The 19,086-nt window shown below is 71.7% G+C and carries 15 protein-coding genes and 1 tRNA gene; 12 read left to right on the forward strand and 4 right to left on the reverse strand.

Going from position 1 to position 19,086, the window contains the following annotated elements:
• From gltB to ACFE60_RS09520, 4 genes are all read left to right on the forward strand, one after another.
• On the forward strand, positions 1 to 3,679 hold a 3,679-nt coding region (gene gltB / locus ACFE60_RS09505), incomplete at its 5' end, for a glutamate synthase large subunit (protein ID WP_375388613.1).
• A 137-nt stretch (positions 3,680 to 3,816) separates the two neighbouring features.
• Positions 3,817 to 5,274 (forward strand): glutamate synthase subunit beta, encoded by a 1,458-nt coding sequence (locus ACFE60_RS09510; RefSeq protein ID WP_375388614.1) that lies wholly within the window; start codon positions 3,817 to 3,819, stop codon positions 5,272 to 5,274.
• Positions 5,275 to 5,357: 83 nt separating this feature from the next.
• Positions 5,358 to 6,806, forward strand: a complete 1,449-nt coding sequence (pyk, locus tag ACFE60_RS09515; RefSeq protein WP_375388615.1) for a pyruvate kinase — start codon at positions 5,358 to 5,360, stop codon at positions 6,804 to 6,806.
• A gap of 179 nt (positions 6,807 to 6,985) precedes the next feature.
• Positions 6,986 to 8,014, forward strand: coding sequence for a hypothetical protein (locus ACFE60_RS09520; RefSeq protein ID WP_375388616.1), 1,029 nt, complete (start codon positions 6,986 to 6,988; stop codon positions 8,012 to 8,014).
• Positions 8,015 to 8,068: 54 nt separating this feature from the next.
• Here ACFE60_RS09520 and ACFE60_RS09525 read toward each other — a convergent pair.
• Positions 8,069 to 8,151, reverse strand: a tRNA-Leu gene (locus ACFE60_RS09525).
• 30 nt (positions 8,152 to 8,181) lie between these two features.
• Between ACFE60_RS09525 and ACFE60_RS09530 the strand changes: the two genes are divergently transcribed.
• Positions 8,182 to 8,784 (forward strand): ANTAR domain-containing response regulator, encoded by a 603-nt coding sequence (locus ACFE60_RS09530; RefSeq protein ID WP_375388617.1) that lies wholly within the window; start codon positions 8,182 to 8,184, stop codon positions 8,782 to 8,784.
• An 81-nt stretch (positions 8,785 to 8,865) separates the two neighbouring features.
• On the opposite strand, the gene ACFE60_RS09535 is transcribed toward ACFE60_RS09530, so the two are convergent.
• Positions 8,866 to 9,771, reverse strand: a complete 906-nt coding sequence (locus ACFE60_RS09535; RefSeq protein WP_375388618.1) for a DUF559 domain-containing protein — start codon at positions 9,769 to 9,771, stop codon at positions 8,866 to 8,868.
• Positions 9,772 to 9,913: 142 nt separating this feature from the next.
• Positions 9,914 to 10,339 (reverse strand): PaaI family thioesterase, encoded by a 426-nt coding sequence (locus ACFE60_RS09540; protein ID WP_375388619.1) that lies wholly within the window; start codon positions 10,337 to 10,339, stop codon positions 9,914 to 9,916.
• Positions 10,340 to 10,393: 54 nt separating this feature from the next.
• Here ACFE60_RS09540 and polA point away from each other — a divergent pair, with 54 nt between their 5' ends.
• The 5 genes from polA to ACFE60_RS09565 all read left to right on the forward strand — a co-directional run bounded on the left by polA (position 10,394) and on the right by ACFE60_RS09565 (position 15,665).
• Complete coding sequence (gene polA, locus ACFE60_RS09545) at positions 10,394 to 13,069, forward strand: DNA polymerase I (protein ID WP_375388620.1); 2,676 nt, start codon at positions 10,394 to 10,396, stop codon at positions 13,067 to 13,069.
• A gap of 161 nt (positions 13,070 to 13,230) precedes the next feature.
• Positions 13,231 to 14,481 (forward strand): PTS transporter subunit EIIC, encoded by a 1,251-nt coding sequence (locus tag ACFE60_RS09550; RefSeq protein WP_375388621.1) that lies wholly within the window; start codon positions 13,231 to 13,233, stop codon positions 14,479 to 14,481.
• A gap of 107 nt (positions 14,482 to 14,588) precedes the next feature.
• Positions 14,589 to 14,897: a PTS lactose transporter subunit IIB gene (locus ACFE60_RS09555; protein ID WP_375388622.1), complete on the forward strand. Its 309-nt coding sequence runs from the start codon at positions 14,589 to 14,591 to the stop codon at positions 14,895 to 14,897.
• A gap of 2 nt (positions 14,898 to 14,899) precedes the next feature.
• The gene (locus ACFE60_RS09560) at positions 14,900 to 15,358 is read left to right on the forward strand and encodes a PTS sugar transporter subunit IIA (protein ID WP_375388623.1); all 459 of its coding nucleotides are present in this window, start codon (positions 14,900 to 14,902) and stop codon (positions 15,356 to 15,358) included.
• Positions 15,359 to 15,395: 37 nt separating this feature from the next.
• Positions 15,396 to 15,665, forward strand: coding sequence for an HPr family phosphocarrier protein (locus tag ACFE60_RS09565; RefSeq protein ID WP_119482301.1), 270 nt, complete (start codon positions 15,396 to 15,398; stop codon positions 15,663 to 15,665).
• Between the two features lie 140 nt (positions 15,666 to 15,805).
• Here ACFE60_RS09565 and ACFE60_RS09570 read toward each other — a convergent pair whose 3' ends face one another.
• Positions 15,806 to 16,627, reverse strand: a complete 822-nt coding sequence (locus tag ACFE60_RS09570; RefSeq protein ID WP_375388624.1) for a class II glutamine amidotransferase — start codon at positions 16,625 to 16,627, stop codon at positions 15,806 to 15,808.
• A 178-nt stretch (positions 16,628 to 16,805) separates the two neighbouring features.
• Between ACFE60_RS09570 and ACFE60_RS09575 the strand changes: the two genes are divergently transcribed.
• Together ACFE60_RS09575 and ACFE60_RS09580 are read left to right on the forward strand one after the other, a co-directional pair.
• Entirely contained in the window at positions 16,806 to 18,467 is a 1,662-nt protein-coding gene (locus tag ACFE60_RS09575; RefSeq protein WP_375388625.1) for a DUF885 domain-containing protein, read from the forward strand.
• A gap of 222 nt (positions 18,468 to 18,689) precedes the next feature.
• The coding region (locus ACFE60_RS09580; protein ID WP_375388626.1) for a S1 RNA-binding domain-containing protein at positions 18,690 to 19,086 on the forward strand (397 nt) is incomplete at its 3' end.

Here is a 19,086-nt window from a genome sequence, read left to right on the forward strand (position 1 = left end):
GTCGTTCGACGAGGTGGTGGAGCTGCTCAGCCTCGGCGGCCGCAGCCTGCCGCACGCGGTGATGATGATGGTGCCGGAGGCGTGGGAGAACCAGCCCGACCTCGACCCGGCCCGCCGCGCGTTCTACGAGTACCACTCGGGCCTCATGGAGCCGTGGGACGGCCCCGCGGCGATCGTGTTCACCGACGGCTCGCTCGTCGGCGCGACCCTGGACCGCAACGGCCTGCGCCCCGGCCGCTGGCTCGTCACGACCGACGGCCTGATCGTGCTCGCGTCGGAGACCGGCGTGCTCGACGTCGCGCCCGGCCGGGTGGCCCGCCGCGGCCGCCTGCGGCCCGGGAAGATGTTCCTCGTCGATACGGTCGCCCGCAGGGTGGTCTCCGACGACGAGATCAAGGGCGAGCTCGCCGCGTCCAAGCCGTGGAGCGAGTACCTCGACCAGGGCCGCATCCACCTCGCGGACCTGCCCGAGCGCGAGCACATCGTGCACACCCCCGCCTCCGTCCAGCGCCGCCAGCGCACCTTCGGGTACACGGAGGAGGAGGTGCGCATCCTGCTCGCCCCGATGGGGGAGAAGGGCGCCGAGCCGCTCGGCGCGATGGGGTCCGACACCCCGATCGCCATCCTGTCGAAGCGGCCGCGGCTGCTGTTCGACTACTTCGTGCAGCAGTTCGCTCAGGTGACGAACCCGCCGCTCGACTCCATCCGCGAGGAGGTCGTCACCTCGCTGAAGCTCGGCCTCGGCCGCGAGCGGAACCTGCTCGCGGAGACCCCCGAGCACGCGCGCCAGGTCGTGCTCGACTTCCCGGTCATCGACAACGACGAGCTGGCGAAGCTGCAGCACATCGACGGCACGCCGGGGTCGGCGACCACCACGGTGGTCCGCGGCCTCTACCGGGTCGAGGACGGCGAGCGCGCGCTCGAGGACCGCATCGAGTCGATGCGCCGGGAGGTCGACGCCGCCATCGACCGCGGCGCGGAGTTCATCGTGCTGTCCGACCGCGACTCGGGGCGCGAGCTCGCGCCCGTGCCGAGCCTGCTGATGGTCTCCGCGATCCACCACCACCTCATCCGGAACCAGAACCGGATGAAGGTGGGCCTGATCGTCGAGGCCGGCGACGTGCGGGAGGTCCACCAGGTCGCCCTGCTCATCGGCTACGGCGCCTCCGCGGTCAACCCGTACCTCGCCATGGAGTCGGTGGAGCAGCTCGTCCGGTCCGGCGAGCTGACCGGCATCACGCCGGAGAAGGCCGTCGGGAACCTGATCAAGGCGCTCGGCAAGGGCGTGCTGAAGATCATGTCGAAGATGGGCATCTCGACGGTGTCGTCCTACGCCGGTGCGCAGGCGTTCGAGGCGGTCGGCCTGTCCGCCGAGTTCGTGCAGGAGTACTTCACCGGCACGACCACGAAGCTCGGCGGCATCGGGATCGCGGAGATCGCGGCCGAGTCCGCGCAGCGGCACGCGGCGGCGTTCCCGGAGGAGGACGCGGCCCTCGCGCACACCGGGCTCGCGACCGGCGGCGAGTACCAGTGGCGCCGTGGCGGCCCGCCGCACCTGTTCAACCCGGACACCGTGTTCCGCCTGCAGCACTCCACGCGCACGCGCCGGTACGACGTGTTCAAGGAGTACACGCACCTGGTCGACGACCAGTCGAAGGACCTCATGACGCTTCGCGGCCTGTTCCGCTTCGCGTCGGTGCACCGGCAGCCGGTGCCGCTCGACGAGGTCGAGTCGATCGAGTCCATCGTGCGGCGCTTCAACACCGGCGCGATGTCGTACGGCTCCATCTCGAAGGAGGCGCACGAGACCCTCGCGATCGCGATGAACCGCCTCGGCGGCCGCTCGAACACCGGCGAGGGCGGCGAGGACGTCGACCGCCTGCTCGACCCCGAGCGCCGCTCGCGCATCAAGCAGGTCGCCTCCGGGCGCTTCGGCGTGACGAGCATGTACCTCACGCACGCCGACGACATCCAGATCAAGATGGCGCAGGGCGCGAAGCCGGGCGAGGGCGGGCAGCTGCCCCCGGCGAAGATGTACCCCTGGATCGCACGGACCCGGCACTCGACCGCCGGGGTCGGCCTCATCTCGCCGCCGCCGCACCACGACATCTACTCGATCGAGGACCTGAAGCAGCTGATCTTCGACCTCAAGCGGGCGAACCCCGCGGCGCGCGTGCACGTCAAGCTGGTCAGCCAGTCGGGCATCGGCGCGGTCGCGGCGGGCGTGACGAAGGCGCTCGCCGACGTCGTGCTCGTGTCCGGGCACGACGGCGGCACCGGCGCCTCCCCGCTGAACTCGCTCAAGCACGCGGGCACGCCGTGGGAGCTCGGGCTCGCGGAGGCGCAGCAGACGCTGATGCTGAACGGGCTGCGGGACCGCGTGACCGTGCAGGTCGACGGGCAGATGAAGACGGGTCGCGACGTCGTGGTCGCCGCGCTGCTGGGCGCGGAGGAGTTCGGCTTCGCCACCGCCCCGCTCATCGTGGAGGGCTGCGTCATGATGCGCGTCTGCCACCTCGACACCTGCCCGGTCGGCGTCGCGACACAGAACCCCGAGCTGCGGGCGCGGTTCTCCGGCAAGCCGGAGTTCGTCGTGAACTTCTTCGAGTTCATCGCCCAGGAGGTGCGCGAGCTGCTCGCCCAGCTCGGGTACCGCACTCTCGAGGAGGTCGTCGGGCGCAAGGAGCTGCTGGACGTCGACGCGGCGGTCGAGCACTGGAAGGCCGACGGGCTCGACCTCGAGCCGATCCTCGTCGGACCGACGTTCGCCGACGAGGAGCCGAGGACCCGGCGCCGCGGCCAGGACCACGGGCTCGACGAGCACTTCGACACCGTGCTCATCCAGCGCGCCTCGGAGGTGCTCGCGAACGGCGGATCGATCGGGATCGACCTGCCGATCCGGAACACGGAGCGGGCGGTCGGCACCATGCTCGGCCACGAGCTGACGAAGCGGCACGGCGAGCACGGCATGCCGTCCGGGTCGATCACGGTCACGCTCACCGGGTCGGCCGGGCAGTCGTTCGGCGCCTTCCTCCCCGCCGGCATCACGCTGCGCCTGATCGGCGACAGCAACGACTACGTAGGGAAGGGGCTGTCGGGCGGCGAGATCGTCGTGCGCCCGCACCCCGACGCGTCGTACGACGCCGCGGAGAACGTCATCGCCGGCAACGTCATCGGCTACGGCGCGACGCAGGGCACGATGTTCATCTCCGGCATCGTCGGCGAGCGGTTCCTCGTGCGGAACTCCGGAGCGACCGCGGTCGTCGAGGGCGTCGGGGACCATGCGCTCGAGTACATGACCGGCGGCCTCGCGGTGATCCTCGGCGGCACCGGCAGGAACCTGGGCGCGGGCATGTCCGGCGGCACCGCCTACGTGCACGCCCTCTCCACCGACCGCGTGAACGGCGACGCCCGGAACGGCGAGCTCGACCTGCTGCCGATGGACAGCGCCGACGCGGCGATCCTGCGCGACCTGCTGGAGCGGCACGTCGTCCTCACGGACTCCGGCCTGGCCGCCCGCATGCTCGCCGACTTCGACACGGTCGTGGGGGAGTTCGTGAAGGTGCTGCCCCGCAACTACGCGGCGGTGCTCGCGACCCGCGCGCGGGCCGAGGACGAGGGCCTCGACCCCGACGGCGACGCGGTCTGGAAGCGCATCCTGGAGGTGACAGGTGGCTGACAGCCCTCGAGCACGACAGCAGGAATCCTCGAGCACGTCAGCAGGAAGAACGACGAACAGCAGGAAGGATCGGGCCGGTTCTTCCTGCCCGAGTGCGTTCTTCCTGCTGACGTGCTCCGCGCGCGCCGGAGGCATCCGTGGCTGACCCCAAGGGGTTCCTGAAGACCCGCACGCGCGAGCTGCCCCACCGGCGGCCCGTCTCCGTCCGGCTCATGGACTGGAAGGAGGTCTACGAGCAGCAGGACTCCGGCGAGCTGCGCCGGCAGGCCGGCCGCTGCATGCAGTGCGGCATCCCCTTCTGCCACCAGGGCTGCCCGCTCGGCAACCTCATCCCGGAGTGGAACGACCTCATGCACCGCGGCGAGGGCCGCGAGGCGATCGAGCGGCTGCACGCGACGAACAACTTCCCGGAGTTCACGGGCACGCTCTGCCCCGCGCCGTGCGAGTCGTCCTGCGTGCTCGGCATCAACCAGCCCGCCGTGACGATCAAGCAGGTCGAGGTCTCGATCATCGACCAGGCCTTCGAGAACGGGTGGGTGACGCCGCACCCGCCGCAGCGGCTGACCGGCAAGACGGTCGCCGTCGTCGGCTCCGGCCCAGCCGGGCTCGCCGCCGCGCAGCAGCTGACGCGCGCCGGCCACACGGTCGCGGTCTACGAGCGGGACGACCGCATCGGCGGCCTGATCCGCTACGGCATCCCCGAGTTCAAGATGGAGAAGCACCGCCTCGACCAGCGGCTGAACCAGATGATCGCCGAAGGCACCCGCTTCCGCGCGGGCGTCGAGATCGGCGTGGACATCACGTGGGACGAGCTGCGGAGGCGCTACGACGCGGTCGTCGTCGCGACGGGCGCCCCGGTGCCGCGCGACCTGCCGGTGCCCGGCAGGGACCTCGACGGCGTGCACCACGCGATGGAGTACCTGACCCAGTCGAACAAGGCGGTCGCCGGCGACGACGTCCCGGCGCAGATCACCGCGGAGGACCGCCACGTGGTCGTCATCGGCGGCGGCGACACGGGCGCGGACTGCATCGGCACCGCGCACCGGCAGGGCGCCTCCAGCGTGACGAACCTCGCCATCGGCCGGCAGCCTCCCGCCTCCCGCAGCGACTCGCAGCCCTGGCCGATGACGCCGACGGTGTTCGAGATCTCGTCGGCGCACGAGGAGGGCGGCCGCCGCGAGTACCTCGCCTCCACCGTCGAGCTGCTCGCCGACGACAACGGCCGGGTGAACCGCCTGCGCGTCGCGGAGACGGAGTACCTGGACGGCCGCCGCGTGCCGAGGGCCGGCACCGAGCGGACCATCCCCGCCGACCTCGTCCTCATCGCGATGGGCTTCACCGGACCGGAGCAGGGAGCGCTCGCGGACCAGCTGGGCGTCCCGTTCGACTGGCGCGGCAACCTCGGCCGCGACGACCGCTTCCAGACGTCGGAGCCCGGCGTCTTCGTCGCGGGCGACGCCGGCCGCGGCCAGTCGCTCATCGTCTGGGCGATCGCGGAGGGCCGCAGCGTCGCCGCCGAGGTCGACCTCTACCTGGAGGGCCGCACCGAGCTGCCCGCCCCCGTCCGGCCGACCGACCGCGCCCTCGCGGTCTGATCGCGCCGGTCCATCCCCGTCCACCGGGTGCGGCTAGCCTCGTCGCGCACCGCCCGATCCTCCGGAAGCTGGAACCCCACCGCATGAGACGCGCCAAGATCGTCGCCACCCTCGGCCCCGCGACCTCGAGCCTGGAGAACATCCGGGCCGTGATCGACGCGGGCGTCGACGTGTGCCGGATGAACCTCAGCCACGGCAGCTACGAGGTCCACGAGGGCGTGTACCGCAACGTGCGCGAGGCGTCCGACGCCTCCGGCCGCGCGGTCGCGGTGCTGGTCGACCTGCAGGGCCCGAAGATCCGCCTCGGCCGGTTCGCCGACGGCCCCCACGAGCTCGCCGAGGGCGACGTGCTCACCATCACGACCGAGGAGGTCCTCGGCACGAAGGAGCTCGTCGGCACCACCTTCAAGGGCCTGCCGCAGGACGTGCGCGCGGGCGACTTCCTGCTGATCGACGACGGCAAGGTCCGCGTGCAGGTCATCGACACCGACGGCGTGCGCGTCCGCACCCGCGTGGTCGTCGCCGGCACCGTGTCGAACAACAAGGGCATCAACCTGCCCGGCGTCGCGGTCAACGTGCCCGCGCTGTCCGAGAAGGACGAGGCGGACCTGGAGTGGGGCCTGCGGCTGGGCGCCGACCTGGTCGCGCTGTCGTTCGTCCGCAGCCCCGACGACCTCACGCGGGTGCACGAGATCATGGACCGCGTCGGCCGCCGCGTGCCGGTGATCGCGAAGATCGAGAAGCCGCAGGCGGTGGAGCACCTCGAGGCGATCATCGACAGCTTCGACGGGGTGATGGTCGCCCGCGGCGACCTCGGCGTCGAGCTGCCGCTCGAGCAGGTGCCGATCGTGCAGAAGCAGGCGTGCGAGATCGCCCGCCGCCTCGCGAAGCCGGTCATCGTGGCGACCCAGATGCTCGAGTCGATGATCTCCTCCCCGGTGCCGACCCGCGCCGAGACCTCCGACGTCGCGAACGCGGTGCTCGACGGCGCCGACGCGGTGATGCTGTCCGGCGAGACGAGCGTGGGGGAGTACCCCGTCATCACCGTGTCGACGATGGCGCGCATCGTGTCGTCGACGGAGGACCACGGCCTGGAGCGCATCGCGCCGCTCGGCACCAGGCCCCGAACCCAGGGCGGCGCCATCACGCTCGCCGCGGCCGAGGTCGCGGACTTCGTCGGTGCGAAGTACCTGTGCGTCTTCACCGAGTCCGGCGACTCCGTGCGCCGCATGGTGCGCCTCCGGTCGAGCATCCCGGTGCTCGCGTTCACGCCGGAGCCCGGCATCCGGTCGCGCCTCGCGCTCAGCTGGGGCGTCGAGACGTTCCTCGTGCCGCGGGTGACCACCACGGACGAGCTGATGCACCAGGTCGACGACGTGCTGCTCGGCATCGACCGCTGCACGCGCGGCGAGAAGGTCGTCGTGATCGCCGGGAGCCCTCCCGGCATCGCCGGCTCGACCAACGACATGCGCGTGCACATCATGGGCGACGCGATCCGGGGAGCGGCCCCCGCCTACGAGCGCCTGGCCTGAGCCCGACCGTCTCGAAGGGCGCCTCCCGTCGGGGAGGCGCCCCTCTTCGTCCCGGCAATCGAATCCTGCGCCGATCAGGGGAAGCACGGAACCCGCTGCGCGTGGGCTCGATTCCGCCGCGCCGTAGACGAGCCGCTCCCTCCTCCGCCACGCTGAGCGCGACGGACGGAGGAGCGGTCGTGCAGCACGTCACGCGGCGAGCGCTGCTGCTCGGCGGCGCGCTGGCGCTCGGTGCGGCCGGAGCCGGTGGTCCTGCCCTGGCGGACGCCGCCGCGCGCGGCACGGATCGCGACCGCACGGCCGAGCGGTCGGCGTTCGTCCGGCTCGGTGATCCGGCCCCGTTCGTCGACATCGGTGCGCTCGCGGCCCGCACCACGATGCAGGACCTCGTGCTCGTGCCCGAGAACGGCTGGCTGTTCGTGTCGCAGGCCGTCGCCGGCTCGAACGACTCCTCCGAGACGACCGTCATCAATCGCGTCCGGGTGTCGGACGGCGTCCTCCTGGACTCGATGCAGCTGGTCGACGGCGGTCACGGTCTCGGGTTCGAGGTGCAGCTGCGCAGCGGGCAGCCCTGGGTCTGGATGACCTGGCACGGATCCGACGACGACGTCGTCCGTCTCCGATACGTCCCGGGCTCGTACCGGTACGCGGAGGCGGACGACCGGCTGGGGCTCGAGCGGATCGCGTTCCAGCACAAGGAGGGCCGAGACCGCGAGGCGGTCTACCACTTCGACGCAGCGGGCCAGGTCGCGGTCGAGCGCCACTTCCACTTCTCCGCGGGGGCCGAGGCGACGTCGGAGACCTACTACCGGCGATCGGTCTCCGCGCTGCTCACCGGTTCCTCGACGTCACGGGGATCCGTCACACTGCCGGCCACGCCGCCGACGGTGCAGGGCTTCGCAACGGTCGGCGACTCGCTGTTCCGACTGGTCGGCGCGACCGCGACCAACGGCGTGCAGGACGCTCGCGACCCGATGGCGATCGAGCAGCACAGCTGGACGACAGGCCGGCTCGTCGCGAAGCGGCAGTACCCCGATCTCGCGCGAGACGGCGATGCCCGGTGGAAGGACGGGATCATCGAGCCGCAGGGTCTGGGTGTCCGACGGACCGCCGACGGCGGCATCTCGTTGCTGCTCGGCGCGACGACCGGCGGGACCGGCCGTCGCGAGCACCAGGTCCTCGAGATCCCCACGACGGGCAGCGCGTGATGGGAACCGTGTGACGGGTGGGGCCCCACGCTCGCTCCGCTCCCGCGGGGCTCGTACCGGTGGTGGGACTCGAACCCACATGCCCTCTCGGACAGCGCATTTTGAGTGCGCCGCGTCTGCCGTTCCGCCACACCGGCCGGTATGCCTCCATACCCTAGGCTCTGGGGGTGGCAGAGACCGGAGCGAACGCGCCTCGCCGCGTCGTCGTCGCAGAGGACGAATCCCTGATCCGACTCGACATCGTCGAGATCCTCCGGGACAACGGGTTCGACGTCGTGGGCGAGGCCGGCGACGGGGAGACCGCGGTCCAGCTCGCGACGGAGCTGCGCCCCGACCTCGTGGTGATGGACGTCCGCATGCCGCAGCTCGACGGCATCAAGGCAGCTGAGCGGCTGACCAAGGACCACATCGCGCCCGTCGTGCTGCTCACCGCGTTCAGCCAGAAGGAGCTCGTCGAGCAGGCGAGCGAGGCCGGCGCACTCGCCTACGTGGTGAAGCCGTTCACGCCGAACGACCTGCTGCCGGCGATCGAGATCGCACTCGCCCGGTACGCGCAGATCGTCGCGCTGGAGTCCGAGGTCGCCGACATGGTCGAGCGGTTCGAGACGCGGAAGCTGGTCGACCGCGCCAAGGGCCTGCTGAACGAGAAGATGGGCCTCACCGAGCCCGAGGCTTTTCGCTGGATCCAGAAGGCCTCGATGGACCGCCGCCTGACGATGCACGACGTCGCCGCCGCGGTCATCGAGCAGCTCTCGGCCGCGAAGAAGTAGGCCGGGCGGCTCCCGCCGCCCCGACTCGCGATTCCAGTCGTCTCAACCGCGTTCACACGACTGGAATCGCGATCCGAACGCTCATGCCGGCGGAAACGCCCTCGCCACGCGGCGCACCAGAGCCTTCCTGCCCTCGGCGGTGAGGTCGTCACCGGTGGCGCGGAGGACGCGCCACCCGTCGGCGACGAGGTCGTCGTAGCGGATGATGTCGCGTCGGAACTGCCGCTTGTCGACGCGGTGGCCATCGCCGTCGTACTCGAGCACGATCCGCTGCGCACGCCAGACGAAGTCCGGGGAACCGAGGTAGCGGCCGGTCCCGGACTCCTGGATCGGCGCGTTCAGCTCCGCCTCCGGGATCCGCGCGGCGTCCAGCACCAGCCGCACCCGTGTCTCGGTGGGCGATCGAGCACCTCGACGCGACGCGTCGACGGCCCGGACGAGCTTCGCTGATCCGACTCGCCGCGCAGCGGCCGCCCGGTCGAGCAGGACTCGTCGAGCGTGCGCCTCCGGCAGGTCCGTGTCGTTCAGCAGCTCGTCCGCGACCACGACGAGGTCCTCGAACGCCAGCATGCCGGCGAGCTGCCAGAGCACGTCCGCCTCATGCGCGACCGGCAGGCCGGATCGCTGCACAGGCTCGAGCGACTCGAGCAGCCGGTGGCCCCGGACGTTCCTGGCGTGCGGGGCGTCCGCCGGCAGCAGCGCGGCGACGTGGACGTCCGGCTCGTCCTCGAACCCGAGCGGAAGGGATCTGCCGTGGAGCAGCGCCGCGGTCGTGTGGGAGAAGAACTGCCCCGGCTTCAGCCGCGGTCCGTACGCCAGGCAGCGCTCGAGCAGGTTCGTCGGCGGGGTCGCCACGCGGACGCCGTGGAACGGCCGATGCAGGTCCTTCCGGCGCAGGCGATTCTCCCCGACGCCGGCCCGGCGGGCGTCGGCCGGGCCGAACGCCCTGCCCTCCAGATCGTCAGGGAGCCGCTCGCTGCGCGTCATGGCCCGAGATTCTGACGCACCGAGCGTCCTCGCCCCGCGGGCTGTCCACAGGCGGACCGCCCTGGGCCTCCGATTCGCGATTCCAGCCGTTTCAATCGCGTTCAAGCGACTGGAATCGCGAATCGAGCGCGGAGAGGCGGGCTCAGCGCACGTCGCGCAGCAGGTTCGACATGCGGACGGTCGAGAGGCGCTCGCCCGCCTCGTCGCGGATCACGATCTCGTGGGTGCACAGGGTGCGGCCCAGCACCAGCGCGTCGCAGGTGGCGGTGACCCAGCCCTCCGTCGCGGAGCGGCTGTGGGTCGCGTTGATCTCGATGCCCACCGCGAAGCGCCCCGGCCCCGCGTGGATCGCGGAGGAGACGCTGCCCAGGCTCTCGCCGAGCACCACGTGCGCGCCGCCGTGCAGCAGCCCTACCACCTGCCGGTTCCCCTCCACGGGCATCCGCGCGACGGAGTGCGCGGCGGACAGCTCGAGGAAGTCGATCCCCATCTTCACCGCCAGCTCGCCGCCGCCGGAGGCCACCAGCCGCTCCACCAGCTCCGGGTCGAGGTCGTCGGGTACCTGCACTGCGCCTCCTCGAAGCGGCCAGGGAGCGTCGGCGGCGCTCGCTACGCTCGAATCATGCCCGAATCGTCGAAGCCGACGCTGCTCGTCGTCGACGGGCACTCCCTCGCGTTCCGCGCGTTCTACGCGCTCCCGGTCGACAGCTTCACCACCTCCGACGGCCAGCACACGAACGCGATCCACGGGTTCCTGTCGATGCTGCTGCTCCTGCTGCAGAAGGAGCGCCCCAGCCACCTCGCGGTCGCGTTCGACATCTCCCGCTTCTCGTTCCGCAACCGCGAGTACCCGGAGTACAAGGGCACCCGCAGCGAGACGCCCCCCGAGTTCAAGGGCCAGGTCCCGCTGCTGCAGGAGGCCCTGAAGGCGATGAACATCCCGACCGTCACGAAGGAGGACTTCGAGGCCGACGACATCCTCGCCACGCTGTCCGTGCAGGGCCGGGAGCAGGGCTACGAGGTGCTGGTGGTCTCCGGCGACCGCGACTCCATCCAGCTCGTCAACGAGGACGTGACCCTGCTCTACCCGTCCGTGCGCGGCGTCTCGGAGCTCACGCGGTACGACGTCGCGAAGGTGCAGGAGCGGTACGGCATCCAGCCGCACCAGTACCCCGAGATCGCCGCGCTCGTCGGCGAGACCAGCGACAACCTGCCGGGCATCGACAAGGTCGGCGAGAAGACCGCGGTCAAGTGGATCACCCAGTTCGGCTCCCTCGAGAACCTGCTCGAGCACCGCGACGAGGTCAAGGGCGTCGTCGGCGACCGGCTGCGCGAGCAGTGGGAGAACGCGGCCCGCAACCGCCGGCTGAACCGCCTGCTCACCGACGTCGAGCTGCCCGTCGGGCCCGGCGACCTCGTGCGCCGCCCCATCGACGAGGAGGCGGTCCGCGCCGTCTTCAAGCGGCTCGAGTTCCGCACCCTGCTCGACCGCGTGCTGAAGCTCGAAGGCGGCGGGGTGTCGGGCACGGCGCCGGAGGCGGACGAGGACGCCGACGCCGCGCCACCCGCCCCCGCCCCGCAGCAGCTGCTCGACGAGGAGCTGCAGGCGTGGCTCGACCGCATGCGCGCCGCGAACCCCGCCGGCCTCGGCCTGCAGATCGAGGCGCAGAACGGCCGCGTGGTCTCGATCGGCGTCGCCGGCCCGGACGAGACCGTGGACCTGCCGTGGCAGCCGGGCCGCGACGACTACGCCCCCATCGAGCGCTGGCTGGCGGACGCGTCGGCTCCCAAGCTGGTGCACGACGCGAAGACGCAGACGAAGCTCATGAAGGCGAGCGGGCTCGCGCTCGGCGGCGTCGTCTTCGACACCCTGCTCGCCGCGTGGCTGCTCCGCCCGAGCGGCCAGGAGAAGACGCTCGTCCAGATCGTCGCGCGCTACCTCGACGAGACGCTGCCGGAGGCCGACCCGAACCAGCTCGTTCAGGACATCGGCGGCGGCAGCCCCGCGCCGACGCACGCCTGGTTCGTCCTCCGCGCCGCGCACGTCCTGCGGGAGGGGATCGACGCGACGACCCTGCAGGTGCTCGTCGACATCGAGCTGCCGACGCTCGCCGTGCTGGCCGACATGGAGACGTCCGGCGTGGCCGTCGACGCTCCGGCGCTCGACGCGCTGAACGCGGAGCTGTCGGTCCGCATCGCCGAGCTCGCGGCGCAGGCGTACGAGATCGTCGGCCACGAGCTGAACCTCGGGTCGCCGAAGCAGCTGCAGGAGGTGCTGTTCGGCGAGCTCGGCATGAAGGGCACCCGCAAGACGAAGACCGGGTACTCGACGGACGCCGACTCGCTCGCGGACCTGCAGGCGACGAACCCGCACCCGTTCCTCGACGTGCTGCTGCAGCACCGCGACGCGTCGAAGCTGCGGCAGATCATCGAGACGCTGCAGCGCGGCATCGGCCCGGACGGCCGCATCCACACGACCTACGTGCAGACCGGCACCACGACCGGGCGCATCTCCTCGAACGACCCGAACCTGCAGAACATCCCGATCCGGGCGGAGGAGGGCAAGCGGATCCGCGGGGCCTTCATCGCAGGCGAGGGCTACCCGGCGCTGCTCACCGCTGACTACTCCCAGATCGAGATGCGCATCATGGCGCACCTCTCGGAGGACGCCGGGCTGATCGAGGCGTTCCACTCCGGCGAGGACCTGCACCGCTTCGTCGGCTCGCGCGTGTTCGGCGTCGATCCCGCCGAGGTCACGCCGTTCATGCGCACGAAGGTGAAGGCGATGTCCTACGGGCTCGCCTACGGCCTCTCCGCCTTCGGGCTCTCGCAGCAGCTGCGGATCGAGCGGCGGGAGGCGGAGGACCTGATGCAGGGCTACTTCGAGCGGTTCGGCGGGGTGCGGGAGTACCTCAGGAACGTCGTCGAGCAGGCCAGGGTCGACGGCTACACCGAGACCATCTTCGGCCGCAGGCGTCCCTTCCCCGACCTGAACAGCCAGAACCGCGTGCTCCGCGGCAACGCCGAGCGCGCCGCGCTGAACGCGCCCATCCAGGGCACCGCCGCCGACATCATGAAGCTCGCGATGATCGGCGTCGGCGCCGACCTCGCGGAGCACGACCTGCGGTCGCGCCTGCTGCTGCAGGTGCACGACGAGCTGGTGCTGGAGATCGCCCCCGGGGAGGCCGACGAGCTCGGCGAGATCGTCGAGCGGCGCATGCGGGAGGCGGCTCGGCTGCGGGTCCCGCTCGAGGTCCAGGTGGGCACCGGACACGACTGGGACGCGGCGGCGCACTGACGCCCCGGTCCGGGGCGCCCCCGCGTGCCGCAAGCGCGATGAGGCGAGGTTGACACGCACAACGTTTGAGGATTGGATGCAGACCGACCCCCGCTAGCGGGGGCCGTTGTGAAGACGCTGCAACCACCACTCGGACTCGCTACAAAGGGGTAACAAGGACCATGTCATTCACGCCGACGGTCACGGGCACCGGCCCGCGCGCGGCCGTCCAGCGCTTCGGCGCCTTCCTCGCCGGCATGATCATGCCGAACCTCGGAGCGTTCATCGCCTGGGGTCTCATCACGGCGCTGACCATCCCGAACGGCTGGGTCAACCTGATCGCCAGGGCCTGGTTCGGCCTCGGCGCCGACCAGTCGACGGCGTTCTCGACGACCGTCAGCACCGTCGTCGGCCCGATCATCGTCTTCCTGCTGCCGATCCTGATCGGCTACACCGGCGGCCGCCAGGTGCACGGCCAGCGCGGCGCCGTCGTCGGTGCGATCGCCACGATGGGCGTCGTCGTCGCGCCGCTCGCGCTGAGCCTCGCGCCGATCGCCTTCTCCGCCGAGCAGACCGCCGTCAAGGCGCCGGCTGCGCTGTCGGAGCTGTCGCCCAGCTTCCTCGGCGCGCTGATCATGGGCCCGCTCGCCGCCCTGGTCCTCAAGCTCTGGGACCGGCTGGTCGACGGCAGGCTCGCCTCCGGCTTCGAGATGCTGGTCGACAACTTCTCCGCCGGCATCATCGGCGGCGCCATGGCCGTCTTCGGCATCTACGTCCTCGGCCCGGTCGTGAACGTCATCGCCTCCGTGCTCGGCTACATCGTGGACGTGCTAACGACCAACGGCCTGCTGCCGCTGATCTCGATCATCGTCGAGCCGGCCAAGGTGCTGTTCCTCAACAACGCGATCGGCAACGGCGTGCTCGTGCCGCTCGCCACCCAGCAGGCCGCTGGCGCCGCGGGCAGCTCGATCCTGTTCATGATCGAGTCGAACCCCGGCCCGGGGCTCGGCATCCTCACCGCGATGCTGCTGTTCGGCCCGCGCGCCGTGCGCCCGACGGTGCCGTCCGCCATGGTCGTGCACTTCCTCGGCGGCATCCACGAGATCTACTTCCCGTACGTGCTGATGAAGCCGATCCTCGTGGTCGCGACCATCATCGGCGGCGGCTTCGGCGTCGCGACGTTCGCGCTGCTCGGCGGCGGCCTCTTCGCGCCGGCGTCGCCCGGCTCGATCATCGCGTACGTGCTGGTCTCGCCCCCGGACAAGCTGCTGGTGAACCTCGTCGGCGTGCTCGTCGCCGCGGTCGTCGCGTTCGTCGTCGGATCGCTCCTGCTGGGGTTCGGCCGCAGCGAGAAGGTCGCGATGGACCTCGATGAGGCCAATGCCCGAAACGCGCAGAACAAGGGTCGCAAGACGGCGGTCGCCGGCGCCTGACCCGCAGCGGAACGGACTCGGGGCGGGGGATGATCCCCCGCCCCGTTGTCGTCGCAGGACCGTCCACTAGGGTCGGCAACGACCGAGCGAAGGAGCAGGAGACCCGGATGACCACGATCGATGGATCGACCATCAAGAAGCTGATCGTCGCGTGCGACGCGGGCATGGGCTCGAGCGTGATGCTCGCCGGCCAGCTGAAGAAGCAGCTCAAGAAGAGCGGGGTGACCGTCGAGCACTCGCCGGTCGCCAGCATCCCCAAGGACGCCGACGTCGTCGTCACGCAGGCCGGTCTCGCGGACCGCGCGCGCGGCGTGGTGCCCGACGTGCCCGTCGTCCCGTTCCAGCTGTTCCTGGGCGACCCGCAGGTCGCGAAGATCGTCAAGGCGATCCAGGACGGCACGACGGTCGAGGTCTGACCGTGGCCGACACCGCGCTCACGGCGCTGCTCGCCGAGCAGTCCATCCTGCTGGACCGCACCGCCACCGACCGCTTCGACGCGGTCCGCCAGTGCGGCGCCGCCCTCGTCGCCGCCGGAGCGGTCGACGAGTCCTACGTCGACGCGATGATCCAGCGGGAGCAGACCGTCTCGACCTTCGTCGGCGAAGGCGTCGCCATCCCGCACGGCACGCTGGCCGGCAAGGAGGCCGTGCGGAGCGACGCGCTCGTCGTCCTGCGGTTCCCGGACGGCGTCGACTGGGAGGGCAACGCCGTCTCGGTCTGCGTCGGCATCGCGGCCGCGGGCGGCGGGCACATCGCCCTGCTGTCCCAGCTCGCCGAGATCCTCCTCGACCCCGACAAGGCGGAGCAGCTGCGCACCGCGACCACCTCAGGCCAGGTGTACGCGCTGCTCACGCCCGGCGAGGACGAGGACGACTGACCCGAGGCGTCCGCCTCGCCATCATCGAAGGAGCACCATGCCTGAACGCACCGTTTCCATCGCGTCGAGCGTCGGCCTGCACGCGCGGCCCGCTTCGCTCTTCAGCCAGGCCGCCGCGAAGGCCGGCGTGCCGGTGACGCTCACCACGAAGGCCGGCAAGAGCGTCAACGCCGCCAGCATCCTGGGGATCCTGTCCCTGGGCATCGGCCACGGCGAGGAGGTCACCCTCTCGGCGGACGGCGACGGCGCCGACGCCGCGCTCGACTCCCTCGTCGAGCTGCTCTCGACGGACCTCGACAAGGAGTAGCTCCGAGGCCTTCAGCAGGACAGAACGGCTTCAGCAGGACGAATCGACTCGATTCGTCCTGCTGAAGCCGTCTTGTCCTGCTGTTCCCCTCCGCGGCGCCCCCGGGGAAGTGGGCGGGAGGCCGGAGGTGCGGGGCCCGGCTAGGCGACGAGGCGGGTGCCGGAGGCCTGCGAGAGCGGCACCGTCTCCGTGGCGAGCGTGGCGAGGTCGACCCGCGTGACCGTCTCGGCGGGCACCGGCTCCCAGCCCGCGATGTCGAGCCCGCTGGAGGCGAACTGGATCGAGCCGTCCTCGCCGTGGTGCGTGCGCATCAGGTAGTAGGCGTCGACGTGGTGCCGCGGCAGCAGGTCGACCGGGATGCCGCTCGCCGCGAAGACGCCGTGCGGGATCGGCACGTCCTCGCTCGCGTGCACCGCGAACAGCTCCGTGCCGGTGAGCAGCAGGGCGTTCAGGCTGCGGTCCGGGTACTGCAGGCGCAGGGTCGCGACGGTGTCGAGCAGCGCCTCGAAGACCGTCGCGCCGTCGGCGATCGCGGTGCGGACCGCGGCGAAGTAGCGCTCGCTGTCGGTCGTGCCGGCGAGGGAGGCCAGCTGCTGGGGCCCGATCAGGCGCTCGATGGGGCCGGCGGGCTCGAGCGAGCCGTTGTGCGCGAACGCCATGCCGTCCGCGAGGAACGGGTGGGTGTTCTCGGTCGAGCAGGCGAGTCCCTGCGTCGCCAGCCGCAGGTGCACGATTCGCGCGGTCGACCGACCGCCGGAGAGGGTGTCCTCCAGCTCGGCGTCGCCCACGCCGCTGCTCGGCCGCACCTGCCGCCGGACCGCGCCGTCCTCGTCGCGCCAGGCGGTGCCCCACCCGTCGCGGTGCAGGCGGGCCATGTCGGCGAACACCTGCCGCTGGCCGGCGCCGAGCACGGTCTCGACGGTCGCGGGCTCGGGGGAGACGGAACCGAGCAATCGGCACATGTCGCCTCCCGGCGCGTCGAGGTGGAACGGCGCCCAGGACGCCCGCGGCTGACGGCCACGTTACGGGGGAGCACGTTTCGTGCGCGTAACGGCACGCGCCGTGCACGCGTTCCCGCGCCCCAGTGCGGGGGTCGGCCGGGGCGTCGTCCGCAGCGGCGGGTCGGTAGCGTCGGCGGCCATGGACGCACCGCAGCGCGAACCGACCGACATCGACCGGATCGCGGAGGCCTGGGTCGACACGACCGTCGCCCTCCACCCCGAGTACGCTGTGCTCCTCGGCCGCCCCGGGTTCGACGGGCTGTACTCGGACTGGTCGCCGGACGGGCTCGCTGCCGACGACGAGGCCGAGCACACGGTCCTCCGCCGCCTGGACGCGACGGAGGCGGTCGACGAGGTCGACCGCATCACGAAGGAGGACCTGCGCCGCGAGCTGCTGCTGTCGATCGAGTCGCGGGACGCGAGCCTGCCCCTGCGGGAGGTGAACACCATCGAGTCGCCCCTGCAGGGCATCCGCGACGTGTTCGACCTGGTCCCGACGGCGACGGAGGCGGACTGGGCCGCGATCGCGGCCCGGCTGCACGGGGTGGGGGTCGCGCTGGGCGGCTACGCCGACCGCCTCCGGCTCGGGGCCGAGCGCGGCGTCGTGCCTGCGCAGCGCCAGGTCGCGCTCGCGGCCGAGCAGGCCAGCGGGTTCGCGGCGCCCGACGGCTTCTTCGCGGAGCTCGCCGTGCGCGCGGCGCGGCGGGACGGCCTGCCGATCTCCCTCGTCAGGGGGATCGCCGACGGCGCCCGGGAGGCCGCAGCCGCCTACGACCGGATCGCGAACGTGCTGCGGTCGGAGATCGGCCCGGTCGCGTCCGGGTCCGACGCCGTGGGCCGCGACCTGTACGCCCTCAGCTCGCGGCGGTTCCTCGGCGCCGCCGTCGACCTGGACGACACGTACGAGTGGGGCGTCGAGCAGCTGGCGGGGACCGCCGCCGAGCAGGAGGAGGTCGCCGGTCGCATCGTGCCGGGCGGCACGGTGGACGACGCGATCGCCGCGCTCGAGGCCGACCCGGCGCAGCGCCTCGACGGGACGGACGCCCTCCAGGCGTGGATGCAGCGGCTGTCGGACGCGGCGATCGAGCAGCTCGGGTCGACGCACTTCGAGATCCCCGAGCCCGTGCGGACGCTCGAGTGCCGGATCGCGCCCACGCACTCAGGCGTCATCTACTACACGCCGCCCGCCGACGACCTCTCCCGGCCCGGGCGGATGTGGTGGTCCGTGCCGGAGGGGGTCGACCGGTTCACCACCTGGCGGGAGACGACGACCGTCTACCACGAGGGCGTCCCCGGCCATCACCTGCAGATCGCGACGGCGCTGACGAACCGGTCGCTGAACACCTGGCGCCGGAACGCGGGCACCTCCGGCTACTGGGAGGGGTGGGCGCTCTACGCGGAGCGCCTGATGGCGGAGCTCGGCTACCTGGCAGACCCGGCCGACCGGCTCGGGATGCTCGACGGCCAGCGGCTGCGGGCCGCGCGCGTCGTCATCGACATCGGCCTGCACCTCGGCAAGCGGGACGGCGAGGGCGCGGTCTGGACCAGGGACTCGGCGCTCGAGCTGCTGCGGCGCCACGTGCACATGGACGACGCCTTCCTCCGCTTCGAGGTCGACCGGTACGCGGGGTGGGCCGGGCAGGCCGCCTCCTACAAGGTCGGGCAGCGGATCTGGGAGGACCTGCGCGCCGAGACCGCGCGGCGGGAGGGGGACGCCTTCGACCTGCGCGCGTTCCACCGGCGGGCCCTGCTGCTCGGCGGCATGGGGCTGGACACGCTGCGCGGCGCGCTGACCGGCTGACGGCCGGGCGGCTCCGGCGGCCGTGTCGCCTCCGAGGCGAATGCGGGTAGACTGACGGATCGCGTCCAGGGCTCACGCCGTGGCGCACCGCAGGTCTCGGGCGGGATCATCCCGCTGCCGGCCAGCAGGGCGACGTCCGGTCGCCGCCACAACTCCATCCGCATCCCCCGCGGCGCCCGTTCGGCACGTCGCGGCCCGACACGAAACCACCACATCATCTCCATGACTCTCACACCGACCGCATCGGCCCCCAAGCAGGTCGCGATCAACGACATCGGATCCGCTGAAGACTTCCTGGCCGCGGTCGAGAAGACCCTCAAGTTCTTCAACGACGGCGACCTCATCGAGGGCACGGTCGTCAAGATCGACCGCGACGAGGTCCTCCTCGACGTCGGCTACAAGACCGAGGGCGTCATCCCCTCCCGCGAGCTCTCCATCAAGCACGACGTCGACCCGAACGAGGTCGTGTCGGTCGGCGACAACGTCGAGGCGATGGTCCTGCAGAAGGAGGACAAGGAGGGTCGTCTGATCCTCTCGAAGAAGCGGGCGCAGTACGAGCGCGCGTGGGGCGACGTGGAGCGCATCAAGGAGGAGGACGGCGTCGTCACCGGCACCGTCA

The sequence above is a fragment of the uncultured Amnibacterium sp. genome (genome assembly GCF_964245895.1).
GTDB lineage: Bacteria > Actinomycetota > Actinomycetes > Actinomycetales > Microbacteriaceae > Amnibacterium.

Excerpts from the sequence above, each read along its gene's own strand:
- ACFE60_RS09555 (WP_375388622.1), top strand. The coding sequence starts at position 14,589 with ATGACCACGATCGATGGATCGACCATCAAGAAGCTGATCGTCGCGTGC.
- ACFE60_RS09565 (WP_119482301.1), top strand. The coding sequence starts at position 15,396 with ATGCCTGAACGCACCGTTTCCATCGCGTCGAGCGTCGGCCTGCACGCG.
- ACFE60_RS09570 (WP_375388624.1), bottom strand. The coding sequence starts at position 16,627 with ATGTGCCGATTGCTCGGTTCCGTCTCCCCCGAGCCCGCGACCGTCGAG.
- ACFE60_RS09575 (WP_375388625.1), top strand. The coding sequence starts at position 16,806 with ATGGACGCACCGCAGCGCGAACCGACCGACATCGACCGGATCGCGGAG.
- ACFE60_RS09535 (WP_375388618.1), bottom strand. The coding sequence starts at position 9,771 with ATGACGCGCAGCGAGCGGCTCCCTGACGATCTGGAGGGCAGGGCGTTC.
- polA (WP_375388620.1), top strand. The coding sequence starts at position 10,394 with ATGCCCGAATCGTCGAAGCCGACGCTGCTCGTCGTCGACGGGCACTCC.
- pyk (WP_375388615.1), top strand. The coding sequence starts at position 5,358 with ATGAGACGCGCCAAGATCGTCGCCACCCTCGGCCCCGCGACCTCGAGC.
- ACFE60_RS09550 (WP_375388621.1), top strand. The coding sequence starts at position 13,231 with ATGTCATTCACGCCGACGGTCACGGGCACCGGCCCGCGCGCGGCCGTC.